This is a genomic window from Actinobaculum sp. oral taxon 183 str. F0552 (genome assembly GCF_000466165.1).
Taxonomy (GTDB): domain Bacteria; phylum Actinomycetota; class Actinomycetes; order Actinomycetales; family Actinomycetaceae; genus Peptidiphaga.
In genome coordinates, this window is record NZ_KE951472.1 from 67,481 (window position 1) to 82,004 (window position 14,524).

Below are 14,524 nucleotides of genomic sequence, written 5' to 3' on the forward strand. Positions count from 1 at the left end.
GTGTAATCGCAGGTGGCACCAAACCACGGAATACCGAGTATTCAATTGCGGTTGCGCAGGCGCCGGGCTCGAGTATAGGTCCATTTTTGCTACAACAAAGAAGTTATCCACAGGGGAGCAAAGACCCTGGACCCGGTGGACCACGGTATGGATGCGGTTCGCGAACCGGAGAAAACGGCGGAATCTCCTTAGTAAATTAATCCGTTCCGGCCAAGTCCGCCGCGCCGGCGATTCCTGCGTTGCTTCCTAGAGTGGCAACCATCACAGGCGGCATCGGGCGGAAGGTCCTAGCCGTCAGGGACTCTTCGAGTGACGTACGAGTCGGAGCGGCCAGGAGTTCCCCGGCCTCGCTGACCCCGCCGGCCAGAACGTAGGCCTCCGGGTCGAGGACGGCCGACAGGTCGGCCAGCCCGACCCCCAGCCAGTGGCTGATGTGAGCGAAGCACTCTAGGGCCGCCGGGTCTCCTTCGCGAGCGGCCTGAGTGACGTGGAGCCCCGCGATGTCGCCGCCCCCGGCGAGCTCCAGCATCCGGGCGGCCGCCCGAGGCCTTTCGCCCGCCAGTGCACGGGCGAAGCGCACCAGCGCGGTGCCCGAGGAATACGCTTCCCAGCAGCCCGCCAGCCCGCATCCGCAGCGCAGGCCGCCGGGGACGACGTTGATGTGGCCGATCTCTCCCGCGAAACCGCCTGAGCCGCGCAGAAGACGCCCGTCCACGATGATTCCGCCTCCGATCCCGGTCCCCACCGTGACGACGACGACCGACGAATAGCCCGCCGCGACCCCGAAGCGGAACTCGCCCCAGGCGGCCGCATTGGCGTCGTTCTCGACGACGACGGGCAGGCCGGTGGCGTCGGCCACCCGCAAGGCGAGGGGCTCGTTGCGCCAGGCGAGGTTCGGGGCGAAGACGATCGTGGTGCGGGTGCCGTCCACGAAGCCCGCCGCCCCTATGCCGACCCCTCGGACGTCGTAGGACCGAGCCAGTTCCCGGACGCATTCGGCGATGACGCCCGCCACGGCGGACGGGTCCGACGCCGGAGTGGGCTTGCGGAGGAAGGCGAGGACCTCGCCGTCGTCGCCGACGGCCCCCGCCGCAATCTTGGTTCCGCCTACGTCAATGCCTATCCGTACGCTCATGTGGACATCCTAGCGGCTTGCAACGGCCCGTTCGCCGGCAGCGCTGCCTGTTCCCGCGGCCGCCCGGCTCGTTCGCCGACACCGGTTCAAGGCGCGGGCGCGCTTCGCCGGCCGGTGGGGGAGCGGGGCGGCGATATTCGCTTCGCAACGTCTGCGGGTAAGCGCCTTCCGCCGGGCGGGGAAACGGGGTGAGCGACGGAGCGCGTGCGGAAGCGGAAATGGCTGGAGGAGCCCGTGGCGGCCCCGGCCGGATACGGGAATCCCACCAGCGCCGGGCTGGTGGGGCATTCGGCGGAGACGGCGGGATTTGAACCCGCGAGGGACCTTTCGGCCCCTACCTTCTTAGCAGGAAGGCGCACTCGACCAGACTATGCGACGTCTCCAGTGGGCACCAGGATAGCGTGTTCGCTTGATCGGCGCCAACCACCGCTTCCACGTTGTGTCCCCACGTTTTCCCGCTATGCGCCTGGATCCGCCACGTGGACCGGCGGGCCTGCGCGCGCCGACGGCGCGGATGCGCCTCGTGCTCCAGGCTTCGGACCGACCCGAGGTCCAGATGCACACTCACGCTTCCGCACCAGTGCTTTTCTCCGTATGGAAGAAGTCTGTTCGGGGCCCTTGGGCGATTTTCGGCGTGAAACCGCCCAAGGACGGGGCATGCGCGCGAGTGGGGTCGACCGTTTTCGGCGGGGGTGCCGATCGCGTGGTTGAAGTCGTGCGGGCGAAAGATTTCGCCCGCACGACTTCATAGACGATTTCTTGACGTCAATCATTGATCGTCCAATTTTCGCGCCCTGAGACATATGCGCCGACGAGTGCCGCAACCAGGAGCGGAACTCCAAGATCTATGGAGTCATTGAGGAAATTTTTGTCGAACCATATGGAACGAATAATTAATATTATTAACACTACAATAATTTCTATTATAAATGATTGTAATGCTTGTTTTTTATTGATTCTTTTCATAATATCCTTTCATGTGTTTATATTTTATTAATATACCCAGGGCAAAGCACACCATCCAGCTGCTGCAATAAGTGCAGCAACAAGTCCGACTACTCCGTCTTTGAGAGCGCTTCGTCCCACAATTGAAATTATTTTTATGGCCGCCTGTTTCCACATTTTCTTTTGGATCAGTCTATTGAGAGCGCCACGTGCGGCACCGCCAACAAAGCCAAAACCGGATTTATCAAGAATACATTGCGAATAGCTTCTTTCACTATTGCTCCTATTGGGTTTTACCTGGCTCGCTCCGACCTGGGCGGCGATGTCGTCGAGGGCGTCATACCCTTCGCTGGAGATGGTGTTCATCGCGAAGTGAATCTCTTCTTCTTCCGAAGCGTCGGAGGGAATCTTCGCCCAACGGATCACCGCGGGAAGGAGAAGGCCCTGCACGACCATCGACAGGATCACAACCCCGCCGACGACGAAGATGACGAAATTCCGCGCGACTGCGCCTGCCGGGACGGAAAGCGCAACGGCCAGCGAGACGCCGCCTCTCAGGCCCGCGAAGGTGCTGACCACGCGTCCCCGGAACGTCGTGCGAAGCCTCCGCTGCTTTTCGGATCGGTCCAACGCGCGGATGATCCCGATCGTCACGTGGAGGAAGACGAACCGGGCGAGCACTGAGACGAGCCAGGCGACCGCGACCACCGCGAGTCCGTACCCCCACGAGGAATCGAAGCGCTCGATGGTTTCGCCCATCCGCTCCACGGCGCTGGGCAGCTGAACGCCCACGAGCACGAAGAGAGCCCCGTTCATGATGTAGGAGACGAAAGACCATATCGGCAGGCCGTAGAAACGGTTGACGGGCTTGATGGTGTCCGGGCCTCGATAGGTCAGATAGAAGGCAGCGACGACGACGGCGACCACGCCCGAGCCTTTCATGTCCTGGAACGGCTCGATGCTCTCGGAAATCAAGAAGGCCACGAAGGGAACCGTGAACATGAAAACGCTGAAGTTCATCGGATTCCCGATGTGGGCTCGCAAGCCGTTGGCCGCCCATCCGACCGCTAGGCCGACCAGCGTGCCGATCAAGAAAGAGAAGAAGAACATGCCGGAAGCGCGCCCGATGGACGTCGATTCCCCTTCCGCCATGTGCAAGGCCAAGGCGAAGAGAACGAGGGTCGTGCCGTCGTTGATGAGCGCCTCGGCCTTGAGCGTGGTGATCGAGGATTTGGGGAGCTTGCCGTTCAACGTCGCCACGGCCACCGCATCGGTCGGCGCGAGCGCGGCGCCGATGATGAGTGCAGCCGACCAGTTGGAGACGCCGACGAAGGCATGCAGAAGGCATGCAGCACCCAGGCGATGGCGAATGCCGTGAAGACGACGAGCAGCGTTCCCGTGAGGAGAATCCCCCGCAGGCGCGCGCGTGCCTCGCGCCACGAGGTGTTCCGGGTTTCCCAGAAGAGCATGACGGGAAGGAAGATCTCCAGAATCACATGCGGCGGCAGGCCGACCTCGCGCACCTCGTTCAGCTGGTGCGCGGGGATGAGCGCCAGCATCAAGCCCAGGAATATGAGCAAAACGGCGGGAGGGACGCGCATCCTATGGGCCAGGATGTTGCCTAGCAGAATGGCTGCTGCGACCGCGATGATGACTTCGAGCACGCTGTGTTCTTTAGAGTGCGATAGAGGCTGTTGAAGGTTGAATCATTGCGTCAATGCATCCGGCTGTTCTTCAACAGGACGCTCATTCATCCAGATTGACGCCGAACTTCATTATCGCTTCCCCAATCGGCCGCTGCCTGTCCCATCGCCTGGCGTCGGCTTCATTGTGGCACTATTCTCGGGGTGGAGAAATCCCTGGTTTTATTGCATTTAATCACACCATAGAACGTTAATTCTTGTTTTTCTTTCTTTATTCAACTTTTTATGATTATCTGTGCTTTTCGATGAAATTTACGACTTTAGCATCGATTTCCCGCTCATGGCCGATCATGAAATGGCCTCCCTTCTCGAAGATCTTCTTCTCCAGATTCGGGTAGCGGTGAAGCGACCCCTCGACTTGGCCTGCGGGAGCTTCGAAGGGGGCGACTCGATCGTCCCTCGCATGGAGAAGCAGCACCGGGACTTGCATCTCCTCGATCGGGTACTCTTCGAAACTCACCGCCATGTCGCGATTGGTGATTCGAGCGTCGAGATCGGCGCCTTCCTTCCGCTTCGACAGCGGCAGCATGCTGTGGACGACGTCGGCCCCCATTCCGTAAACCCTTCTGTAGAGGGGGAAGGCCAGCCACATCGGCAGATCGCGGTTCACGATCGGCGGAGGCCCCATGAGGCGGGGAATCTTGGCCGGCTTCTCGTTCCACGGCGCCGCAGAGCAGTATAGGATCAGGCCCTTGGTTCGCTCTGGGAAATCCAGGGCGAAGCGGATCGCGGGAGTCCCGCCCGCCGAAGTCCCCAGAACGAAGACTCGATCGATTTTCAGGCGGTCGAGCAGTTCGACGTAAGCTTCCGCCTGCTGCCTCGGCGTGCCTTCGCCCTTGACGGAGCTGCCGAGGTAGCCGAAGCGGGAGGGCGCAAGAATCCGGTATCTCGACGACAGGGTCCCGACGTTTTCGTATGCCTGGTCGTAGCCTCCGTAGAGGCCGTGGGCGGAGAGGACGACTTCCTCTGATCCTCCGTCACCCGGCCTCTTGTTCCTCGGTCTCTCGTCACTCAGCCCTTTGCCATCCGACGCCTCGTCGCTCGGCCGGCGATCCACATACGTCATTCTGCCGTAGCTCAACATCGCCGTTTCGGCGCCGTATGCCGCCAAACGCACGCCAGCCTCACACAGGGCCCGTTTCAACTGACGGGCGCTGACGAGCGCGCTTGCCGCGACGGCCGCAGCGCAGGCGGCAACTACCTCTCTGCCAATTTTCATTTTCTTCATTTTTCCGAGTTCCTTCTGCAATTTGAGTTTTGAATACTTTTGCGTATACGTTTATTACATATTCATTTTATTTATTTTGAACTTTCATTTGTATGTTTCATTGAATGAATTTTTGTATGTATGCTTTTCATAATCATTCTTCGCGTTCTTTTCTTTCGTGCTTCAAGGTTTCATGTATGATTTTACAGATCAAACGATCGTGAGCATCCTCCGAAATCCGATGTGACGTTGTCCTGCAGATGGAAACGAGGAGCTGCGTCGCGAAGCCGATGATGTGGATACGAAATACTTGCGAAAAACACCTCTCGGGGACTCTGATCGGCGTAAAGAGATGGTCGAAGCCGTGTGGGATCTCAGCTAAGGCTCGCCGCCCTTCGCGCAATCAACGCGGCGACGAGGTCTTCTCGACGGACCTGCGCCTCGCCCCTCATCAGAACCGTCTTGGCTGCGGTCTCGGCCGCTTTGACCAGCTCTGCATGGCTCAAATCCGCCGTGTGCTCTCCCAGCTTCGCCATGCTGACTCCGGCGGCGAGGGTCCCAAGGCGCGCCTTCATCACAGCCGCTGCTTGACGCGCATCGGGGAGCGCGTAGGTGAGAACCATGTCGAAGCGACGGAACAGTGCCTTGTCCAAGATAGCGCGGTGATTCGTCCCTGCGAGCACGAGCGATTCGGTGCCGGCCTCTTCGAGGAAGACGAGGAAGGAGTTCAGGATCCGGCGGGCCTCGCCGACATCGTTGCCGCTGCGATCGCCTCCGAGCGCATCGAACTCGTCGAAGAGGTACACCGCCCGCCGCTGTGCCACGGAGTCGAAAACAAGCCGAAGTTTGCCGGCCGTCTCGCCCATGAACTTGCTCAGCAGGCTATCCAGTCGAACGGTGAACATGGGCACTTCGAGTTCCGTGGCGAGTACCGCCGCCGTCATCGTCTTTCCGGTTCCCGGAGGCCCCTCCAACAGAAGCCGGTGCGCAGGGGCGAACCCGTGGTCCAGCAGGTTCTTGCGTTGCCGCTGCTCCGCCAACACCTGCGTTATCTGGGCCATCAGATCGGCGGACCCAACCAGCTGACGCAGACGTACATCGGGATGCGTGGCTTCCACGAGTTCGGCCAGTTCACCGCACGGTTGCGCCAGCACCGTGACACTGCCGAGCGGCGCGCGCTCGCGCGACGCGTCGACGGCCTTCTTGATGTCGTTCGCGAGAGCGTGGTGCCCGGCCTTGGCCTCGCGGGCGGCGACTTGGAGCGCGACCGAGTAGAAGCCCGCGTCGTCACCGGATGCGTGGCTGCGCACCATCGCGGCGACGTGCCGTGCTGTGCCGACCATGACTCACCTCATCCTCGCTGGCCATGGGCCTCCCATCGCCTCCATCTACCGGCCAGGATCCGGCGCCTGAGGCTGGGGCGCCCGCGCGATCGCGGCGATCGAAGGTTTCACCCGCCGACGCACTGGGAAACTTCGCCATGATCCGCACGATCCGTCCGTCAGCCCGATCCTGGCGAAGAAACGAGCGCTTAGGGTTACAGCGCGAAAAGCGGGCCGAACCTGCGAGCCGCAGCATTCCCCAACCTCACATGCGTGTGAAATGCGTGCCATGTTAGCCATGCTAGTGAACTACATACCGCTATCTGAAATCATCGAATATCGAATATTTACCGATAACTGTGCGGAAGGTAAGGGATTCGAACCCTTGGTGCGGGATCGCCGCACAACGGTTTTCAAGACCGTCACATTCGGCCGCTCTGTCAACCTTCCATCGCCGCTTGAAGCTGCGCGCTCCATCCTAGTGCACGCAGACCGACGGTGGCGAGGCGAAAGCGAGACCTTGCGAGAAGGAAAAGCCGGGGAAGAGATGACGGGGGAGACGAGGCCGGGAAGAATCGGAAAGGGCATCGCCAGGGGATCGCGTTCTCCCGCGCTTTCGCTACTCTTCCGCCTCTTTCCTCACGTCGAGGGCTTGGCGATCGGAGTCGGATCGCAGAGGGCGGGAATCGGCCTCTTCCCGTGCTTTCAGGGCCTGGCGCAGCCAGAGGGCGACCAGGCCGGGCATCACGAGGATCACGGCCATGCCGGGCAGGACGATGCCCGAGTCGTTGAGCGCGAAGGCGAGGAGGAGGCAGAGGCCGGCCGAGAGGAGCCCCATGCGCAGAGGGACGCGCACCCCCTCGTCGACGGGGGCGGTGAAACCCCACGTGCGGCGCATGAAGGCGCGGCATCTGGACAACGCCGCCAGGCCGCGCACGCCCCCGGGCGCGCTCCCGCCGCCCTCGGACCGACCGTCTTTCCGAGAGCGGTCGCCTTCCAAGAGGCCGGCTTCACGGCTCGCACCGGCTGCGGGTTTCGCGCCGCCCCCAGGCATCGCCGTCTCCCCAGGCCCCACGCGCTCCTCGGGCCTCGCGCGGATGAGATCGACCAGAGCGCAGACGAAGAGAACGAGCCCGGCGAGCACCACCCACCGGTGCGTCGAGTTGAAGAGGAGCCGGACGTTCGTTCCGAGTTTCCTGCCCAGAACCTCGGCGAGCTCGCCGTCGGATATCGACTGGACGAACTTGCCCAGATGGGTGCGGCTCTCGGCCGGACGCATCCAGTCCAAGACGGCGATGGCAGCAGCCGCCGCCACCGTGATCCCGCCGATCGTGAGAATCCTGCTCACCGACAGGCGTATGCGGGCCACGAGGATCATGAGGAGGAAGAGGGCGGGGAGGAAGGAGAGGACCCCGCCGAAGTCGGCTCCCATGGAGGGGAGGGCGTCGACGCCGGCCACGGCCAGCCCGATCAGGGCGATCGCCGCGAGCGCGGCGCCGGTGCGGGAAGGCCTGCCGGCACCAGGGGCTCCCCCGGCCGGCGGTCCGCCTCCAGCCGTGCCGTCGGTAGTGGTCGCCTCTTCCGCGCCGGACGGTGCACTGCCGTGGGGCACCATCCGGTCAGTCGGCCCGCCGCTGCCGGCCGAGAGGTTGCGGCGGACCGCGACGCCGCTGTGGGCGAGGGCCGGTTCGCGCGTTGAGACGGACTCGCGCGCCGGCTCGGCCGGACGGCCGAGACGGATGCGTTCGCCCAGGAAGGCCAGGCCCAGCAGGGTCCCGGCGGCCAGGAGGGCGTAGGCCTCGTTGCCCACGCCGTAGAATCGAGCGGCGGTGAGGAGGTTGAAGCCCACCACGGAGTCGGCCATGATGTGCGACCCGGTGGCCGCGTCCAGGGCGATGAACGCGGCCGTCGGCACGGCGAGCGACAGAAGCGGCCCCGCCGCCCAGAACCTGCCGGTCGCCAGAGCCAGGGCCGCCAGGGCTCCGGCCGTCGCCCAGCACCCTGCGAAGAGCGCCAACCGGGCGTTCGACGCCATCCACCAGGGGAAGACGTTGACCACGAGGCTGGCGAGCGGGACGGCGGCGATCGTCAACCCCAGCCACGACCAGAGGAGGCTGAGCGACCGGCGCCGCAGCACTCTGCGATGCAGCGGCATGGCCGTCAGGGCCAGCGAGGCGAGGAAGAAGACGATCGACGCCGTCGTGAGCTGGCGGATGAAGGGACCGCGCAGGGTGCGCATCTTGCCTGAGTGGCGCGCCTGGTCGGCTAGGGCGTCGACCCGCTCGGTATAGCAGGCCTGCGAGGACGAGCACGCGGACGTGTTCGGACGCGAGCCGATGACCGACCCCGTCACGGCGCCCCGGTCGGCGCCGAACCAGCTGAGGATCGTCGGGACGACGTCCGTCGCCTGCACGATGCCCTTCTGGCGGACGGAGTCGCTGGAGGCCAGGCCCATGGGGATCGGAGCGCCGGGTGCCTTCCCGACGTCGGCCGCCACGTACATCTGCATGTACGTGTACGTGTCGATGTCGGCCGCGGAGACGAGCATCACCCGCGTTCCCGAGGGGATCTTCTGCAGGATCCTCTCGACTCGCCTCATGTTGATGATCGAGAAGATCCGCCGGCCGGGCTGGGAATCCGACCCGTCGACGGTGTCGGGGGGAATCGTGCCGTTGGGGACCGTCGGGCTCGCACTCGCGCCGGACGTGGGCGCGGGATCGGACGCGCCGTCGGAGCGCCAGGCCCCCGGCGACTTCGCCTTCCGCTCCTCCTTGAGACGCTCCTGCTGGTAGAGGGAACGGGCGAGCTTGCGCTCCTCGTCGGAGGCGTAGCTCTCGGTGTCGGCGTCCACGACGGTGAGGTCGTGGGACGAGGCGCTCGCCGAGACGAGGTTCGACAGCTCTTCGTCTGCGCCCGGCGCCGCCGTGTAGTTGGCCGGCGCGACGCCCGACGGGCCGGCCAGGGTGTAGGCCGCGCCGTTGCCGATCCCATGGGTGGAGATGCCCGCCTTGGACGCGAGCTCGGCGAACTGCCCGAGATGGGAGCGCTTGCTGGTCTGCGCGAGGGCGGCGCGGTAGCGGCCCCATTCGGGCAGAGGAGCCCCGGCCGCGACGAGCGGTTGCGTGCACGTCGGGGTGGACGCGACGCCCCCGCTGGAGATCTGCCGGCCCGCGGACATCGCGAGCCACGTGTCCACCGGGCAGGCGGGTCTGGTGGTGGAGACCGGCACGAGGTTCGCCATCGTCCCCGACGCGCCGAGCCGGGCGAGGTTGGGTGCGATCGTCTGATCCAGCTGATCCCAGCGCAGCCCGCCGGTCAGGATGAGGACCACTCGGGGCTTCGCTGCCGCTTTGCCCTTGCGGGACGGGGACGACGAGGCGCCGCCGTCGCCCCGTGCCGGCGAGAGGGAGGCGAATCCGGAGAAGACCAGGCAGCCCAGGAGGAGGAACAGGAGAGCGGCGAGGCGGCCGACCGGCCGCCTCACGCGGCGGGACGATGCAAGCGGTGACACACTCAGCCTCCTTCCCGACGGGTCAAGTATCAAGTATATTGCGCTCGCCGTCCAGGGATCACTGCGCATCCTCCCCGGCGGTGACGGAGGGATCCAGGGGGCGGCCGGCGCGGCGCTCGGCCTGCAGGTGCGCGACGACCGCCTGAAGGCCGCCCGTCAGGCGCGCCACCTCGCGCTGCCGCTCGTATCCGACGCCGCCGCGGGCTATCGCGAGGCAGGCTGCGAGGTCCTCCGCGCAGCCGAGGTCCTCGGCCGCGGGTTCCAGGCCGGCGACGAAGTCCGGGAAGCTCTCGCGCAGGGGCGCCTGGTCCCCGTCGGCGTTCTCGACGAGGACGGCGTCCATGCCGTAGCGGGCGGCCCGCCATTTATTGGTTTCGGCGAACTCCCGTGGGAGGGCGAGAGGCTCGCGCCCGGCGTCGAGCTCTCGCGAGGCGGTCTCCACCAGGCAGTGGACCAGCGCGGCCACGGCGCGCACCTCGGCGAGATTCGAATTCGCGTCGCATGCCCGCACCTCGATCGTCCCGAACTTGGGGGAGGGCCGGACGTCCCAGCGGATTTCGTCGTACTGGCGGATCGCCCCGACTCTCAGGAGGCCGGCGACAAGGTCGTCGAGCTCCTCCCATGTTCCCAACTGGTGGGGAAGCCCCGCGGTCGGCAGCTGCTGGAACATCATCGCGCGATTGTCGGCGTACCCGGTGTCGATCCCCGCCCAGAACGGCGACGAAGCGGCGAACGCCTGGATGTGGCCCAGTCGGGCCGTCAGATGGTTGAGAATGGGGATCACCTTCCGCCGGTCCTCGATCCCCACGTGCACGTGGGTGCCGAAGATCAGCATCTGATGGCCCCAGTACTGCGTGCGCTCGACCAGCTCTTCGTAGCGCTCCGTCTCGGAGACGGGCTGCAGGCTCGGCTCGGCGAAGGGGTGGGATCCTGCGGAGACGAGACGGGCCCCCAGCTCGGCGGCGATCGGCTCGACGACGGCCAAGGCCTCCTGCATGTCCCGGGCGCACTCGGCCACGGCCGTGCGCTTGCGCGAGACGAATTCGACCATGATCTGCAGCATCTCGCTGTGGACCAGGGGGAAGCCGGGATGCCGGCGGGCGAGCTCGGCGAACACGCCGGGCGCACAGGGGCTCAGCCGCCCGGTGGCCGGGTCGACGAGCTGGAGCTCCCACTCCAGCCCTACGGTGGAACGCTCGGATTCTTTGAAGTCGATGGCCATGCGGCACGCCTCGTTTCGATATTCGCGGTTCACCGCTGGTCGGCGGTCACCCCCGAGGGGGTCAACTCCTGTAGCGACGGACGAATTCCGTGATGATCCGGTTCCCTCCCTCGACGTCGGCGGCGTCGCAGCGGGCGATGACCGCGGCCTTCTCGTGAGCCGGGTAGTAGGCGTCGCCGTAGGCGTCGATCCGTATGCGCATCCCCGGCGTCGTGATCTCGGGGTGGAACTGCGTCCCGTAGACGTTGCGCCCCCACCGGACCATCTGGGTGCGGCAGAAGTCGCCCGTGGCCAGCAGCACGGCGTCCCCCGGAGGCGTCCCGACGGATTCGGAATGCCCGACGTAGGCCCGGAAGGTCGGCGGCAGACGCGACGCGACGGCATCGTGGGCCGCTTCGTCGGTCAGCGTGATGACGGGGGCCTGGAGGTCCTCGCCGAAGCCGTCGATCAGCGAGCCGCCAAGGGCTATGGCCACGGCCTGCATGCCGAAGCAGAGCGCGAGGGTGGGGACGTCCTCGTCGACCAGGCGGCCCGCCAGGCTGAGGACGCGCTCCTCCATGCGCCGGTGCTCGGGGCTTTTGTCCGATTCTCCGAAGCCGAAGGGAGACCCCGTGATGAAGACGCCCGAGTAGTCCGCGAAGTCCATCTCCGCGGGGTGCGGGGCGCCAGGGTCCAGGAGGGAGACGTCGACGACGTCGCGGCGGGGGTCCAGGCCGCCGCGCTCGACGATCGTCTTGCGCTCGTCGACGGCTATCGCGCCGCCGGGACGGCACACGACGAGCAGGAAAGGCTTCGCGCCGCTGTTCTTCGCGTTGCCGACGGGCGGTGTTGCTATCACCCGGACATCTTTACGCACCGGTCCGACGAAGGCGTTCGGCGTTCCGCCAAATGGACATGATGTGATGTCGGCGACGGATCGCGGTCGGGCGGGAGGCGGGCGATCCTGGAGGGGCAGCCGCGGCGCGCACGCTCGGAACCCGGGCTGTTCGGGCCCGGTTCGCGGGCGTCGCGCCAGGGGGAGGCTCGATCCCGATCGCTCCGGGACGGCCGGTTCGCGCGCGTCCAGGCAGGGGAGCGGGCGCGGGCAGGCCGAAAGGAACCGGCGCGGGCGGCTCAGCTCGAGCTCAGTCCAGTCAGCCCAGCAGGAGATCGAGGAGGGAGGCCAGGCCGTCCTCCTCCACGGAGCCGGTCTGAGCGTCGGCCGCCGCGGCGACCGGTTCGGGCGCGCCGCCCATGGCCACCCCCAGCCCGGCCCAGCCGAGCATCTCGACGTCGTTTCCGCCGTCGCCCACGGCGACCGTGGCCCGCGGGTCGACGTCCAGGCGCCGCCGGACGCCCTCCAGAGCCGCGGCCTTGGAGGTCCCCTCCGGCGCGACGTCGACCCAGGCCGTCCACCCGATGTAGTACTCCACGCCGTCCAGCCCGGCTCCGCGCACGACCCGGAGGAACTCGTCCGGGTCCTCGTCCAGGCCGCGGACGATCATCCGGGTCGCGTCGGGCACCGGCAGCGCCTCGACGGGCAGGACCACGCTCGGCCCGCTCAGCTCACCGGGAGGGAAGTCCGCCGTCACCCGCCGCGGCCGGCCGATCGACTCGACCGCGTAGAGGGCCTCGGGCATCAGCGAGTGGAGCGCCGCCAGCCCGGCGGACGGATCGAAGGTGTGCGAGTCCAGGACGGCGTCGCGCTCGACGTCCAGGGTTATCGCCCCGTTGGAGCAGACCGCTGCGCCCTCGCGCATGCCCGCTGCGTCGAGGACCTCGCGTGCGCCGGGTATGCCGCGCCCGGTGGCCAGGCTCAGGTGCGTCCCGGCCTCCATGTGCTTCCTGACGGCATCGCAGACCCGGGAGGAGAGGGCGCCGTCGCGGCGCACGAGCGTGCCGTCGATGTCGAGGGCGATGAAGAGCTCCGGGCCGGCCGGAGGCAGGCGCGCGGCCTCGACGCGATCGCGCAGCCCCGCGGCCGCCTGGCGGGAGGGCGTCATCGGACCGGCTCGACGACCGCCCTGCCGCCCAGGTAGGGCCGCAGCGCCTCCGGGACGTACAGCGAGCCGTCGGGCCTCTGGTGGTTCTCGAAGATCGCGACGAGCCACCGGGTCGTGGCCAGGGTGCCGTTGAGGGTGGCCACCGCCCGGTTCCCGCCGTCGACGCGCTCGCGGACGTTCAGGCGGCGGGCCTGGTAGGTGGTGCAGTTCGACGTCGAGGTGACCTCCATGAAGCGGTTCTGCGTGGGCAGCCAGGCCTCGCAGTCGAACTTCCGGGCGGCCGAGGAGCCTAGGTCGCCGGCCGCGGTGTCGATGACCCGGTAGGGCAGCTCGACCTTGGCGAGCATCTCCTCCTCCCAGCCCAGGAAGCGGCGATGCTCATCCTCGGCGTCCTCGACGCGGCAGAAGGAGAACATCTCCACCTTGTTGAACTGGTGGACGCGGATGATCCCGCGCGTGTCCTTGCCGTAGGAGCCCGCCTCGCGACGGTAGCAGGAGGACCAGCCCGCGTAGCGCAGCGGCCCGGCCGACAGGTCGAGGATCTCGTCCTTGTGGTAGCCGGCCAGGGCGACCTCGGAGGTGCCGACGAGGTACTGGTCGTCTGCGGGCAGATAGTAGATCTCGTCCGAGTGAGCGCCCAGGAAGCCGGTGCCCGCCATGATGTCGGGGTTGACGAGGGTGGGGGTCGTCATCAGGGTGAAGCCCGCCGCCTCGGCCTGGTCGGCCGCCATGGTCAGCAGGGCGAGCTCCAGGCGCGCCCCCGCGCCTTTGAGATAGTAGAAGCGCGAGCCGGAGACCTTCGTGCCGCGGGCCATGTCCAGGGCGCCGATCGACTCCGCGACGTCGAGGTGGTCTCTGGGCTCCAGGCCCTCGGCGGCGAAGTCGCGCGGCTCGCCGACGCGGCGGAGGACCTCGTAGTCCTCCTCTCCGCCCGCAGGGACGCCCTCGAGCACGATGTTCTGAATGGCCGCGTTGGCCTCCAGGCAGGCTCGCTCGGCCTCGTCGGCGGCCGCCTCCAGCTCCTTGACCCGCTCGGCCAGATCCCTGGCCCGGGCGAGGACGGCCGGACGCTCGCCGGGGTCGGCTTTTCCGACGGACCGCGAGACCTCCTTCTGCTCGGCGCGGGCGGCCTCGAAGGCCTGCAGGGCGGCGCGGCGGGCCTCGTCGGCGGCCAGCAGGGCGTCGACCGCGGCGGGGTCTTCGCCGCGACGGCGCTGCGACTCGCGCGCGACATCGGGATTCTCACGGACAAAGCGGATGTCGATCATGCGGACAAGTCTACGGTGTGCGACGCGGAGGCTGCGTTATGCGACGGATCCTGCGCTATAGGCTTGACGCATGACATGGGACGGATGGCTCGCGAACGCGGTGGCCTTTGCCTCGTTGACGGTGGCGCTGGCGGTCGCACTCGGCGCGCGCGTGAAGATCCGCGCCCTAAGACGCCGCGTCGAGCAGCTGGCCGCCGGGACGGCCGGCCCGGGGTCGGCGGGGCCCGGG

General features: G+C 66.5%; 11 protein-coding genes and 2 tRNA genes. All 13 read right to left on the reverse strand.

Annotated features, from left to right (window positions below; translation table 11 throughout):
- Positions 1-196: 196 nt before the first annotated feature.
- A complete protein-coding gene (locus HMPREF0043_RS09240; RefSeq protein WP_021602786.1) occupies positions 197-1,135 on the reverse strand; it encodes an ROK family glucokinase in 939 nt (312 codons plus the stop codon).
- A 292-nt stretch (positions 1,136-1,427) separates the two neighbouring features.
- A tRNA-Ser gene (locus tag HMPREF0043_RS09245) sits at positions 1,428-1,518 on the reverse strand.
- 382 nt (positions 1,519-1,900) lie between these two features.
- On the reverse strand, positions 1,901-2,101 hold the full coding sequence (locus HMPREF0043_RS11805; RefSeq protein WP_156897576.1) for a hypothetical protein: 201 nt from the start codon (positions 2,099-2,101) through the stop codon (positions 1,901-1,903).
- Between the two features lie 27 nt (positions 2,102-2,128).
- Positions 2,129-3,346 carry a cation:proton antiporter gene (locus tag HMPREF0043_RS09250; protein WP_021602790.1) on the reverse strand — a complete coding sequence of 406 codons (1,218 nt, stop codon included), beginning with the start codon at positions 3,344-3,346 and terminating at the stop codon, positions 2,129-2,131.
- Positions 3,328-3,744, reverse strand: a complete 417-nt coding sequence (locus tag HMPREF0043_RS11810) for a cation:proton antiporter domain-containing protein (RefSeq protein WP_021602791.1) — start codon at positions 3,742-3,744, stop codon at positions 3,328-3,330. Before HMPREF0043_RS11810 ends, HMPREF0043_RS09250 begins: the two co-directional genes overlap by 19 nt.
- A gap of 268 nt (positions 3,745-4,012) precedes the next feature.
- A complete protein-coding gene (locus tag HMPREF0043_RS09255) occupies positions 4,013-5,011 on the reverse strand; it encodes an alpha/beta fold hydrolase (protein ID WP_021602793.1) in 999 nt (332 codons plus the stop codon).
- Between the two features lie 353 nt (positions 5,012-5,364).
- Complete coding sequence (locus tag HMPREF0043_RS09260) at positions 5,365-6,333, reverse strand: AAA family ATPase (protein ID WP_021602795.1); 969 nt, start codon at positions 6,331-6,333, stop codon at positions 5,365-5,367.
- Between the two features lie 341 nt (positions 6,334-6,674).
- A tRNA-Ser gene (locus HMPREF0043_RS09265) sits at positions 6,675-6,762 on the reverse strand.
- Positions 6,763-6,931: 169 nt separating this feature from the next.
- A complete protein-coding gene (locus HMPREF0043_RS09270; RefSeq protein WP_156897577.1) occupies positions 6,932-9,823 on the reverse strand; it encodes a hypothetical protein in 2,892 nt (963 codons plus the stop codon).
- Positions 9,824-9,881: 58 nt separating this feature from the next.
- Positions 9,882-11,045 carry a glutamate--cysteine ligase gene (locus tag HMPREF0043_RS09275; RefSeq protein WP_021602798.1) on the reverse strand — a complete coding sequence of 388 codons (1,164 nt, stop codon included), beginning with the start codon at positions 11,043-11,045 and terminating at the stop codon, positions 9,882-9,884.
- A gap of 61 nt (positions 11,046-11,106) precedes the next feature.
- Positions 11,107-11,883, reverse strand: a complete 777-nt coding sequence (locus HMPREF0043_RS09280; protein WP_021602799.1) for a glutamine amidotransferase-related protein — start codon at positions 11,881-11,883, stop codon at positions 11,107-11,109.
- Between the two features lie 295 nt (positions 11,884-12,178).
- Positions 12,179-13,027, reverse strand: coding sequence for an HAD family hydrolase (locus HMPREF0043_RS09285; RefSeq protein ID WP_021602800.1), 849 nt, complete (start codon positions 13,025-13,027; stop codon positions 12,179-12,181).
- Entirely contained in the window at positions 13,024-14,295 is a 1,272-nt protein-coding gene (gene serS / locus HMPREF0043_RS09290; RefSeq protein WP_021602801.1) for a serine--tRNA ligase, read from the reverse strand. The genes HMPREF0043_RS09285 and serS overlap by 4 nt, the downstream gene beginning before the upstream one ends.
- Between the last annotated feature and the right edge of the window lie 229 nt (positions 14,296-14,524).

Coding starts and splice junctions, on each gene's coding strand:
- HMPREF0043_RS11805 (WP_156897576.1), bottom strand. CDS start 2,101: ATGAAAAGAATCAATAAAAAACAAGCATTACAATCATTTATAATAGAA.
- HMPREF0043_RS09255 (WP_021602793.1), bottom strand. CDS start 5,011: ATGAAGAAAATGAAAATTGGCAGAGAGGTAGTTGCCGCCTGCGCTGCG.
- HMPREF0043_RS09285 (WP_021602800.1), bottom strand. CDS start 13,027: ATGACGCCCTCCCGCCAGGCGGCCGCGGGGCTGCGCGATCGCGTCGAG.
- HMPREF0043_RS09260 (WP_021602795.1), bottom strand. CDS start 6,333: ATGGTCGGCACAGCACGGCACGTCGCCGCGATGGTGCGCAGCCACGCA.
- HMPREF0043_RS09240 (WP_021602786.1), bottom strand. CDS start 1,135: ATGAGCGTACGGATAGGCATTGACGTAGGCGGAACCAAGATTGCGGCG.
- serS (WP_021602801.1), bottom strand. CDS start 14,295: ATGATCGACATCCGCTTTGTCCGTGAGAATCCCGATGTCGCGCGCGAG.
- HMPREF0043_RS09275 (WP_021602798.1), bottom strand. CDS start 11,045: ATGGCCATCGACTTCAAAGAATCCGAGCGTTCCACCGTAGGGCTGGAG.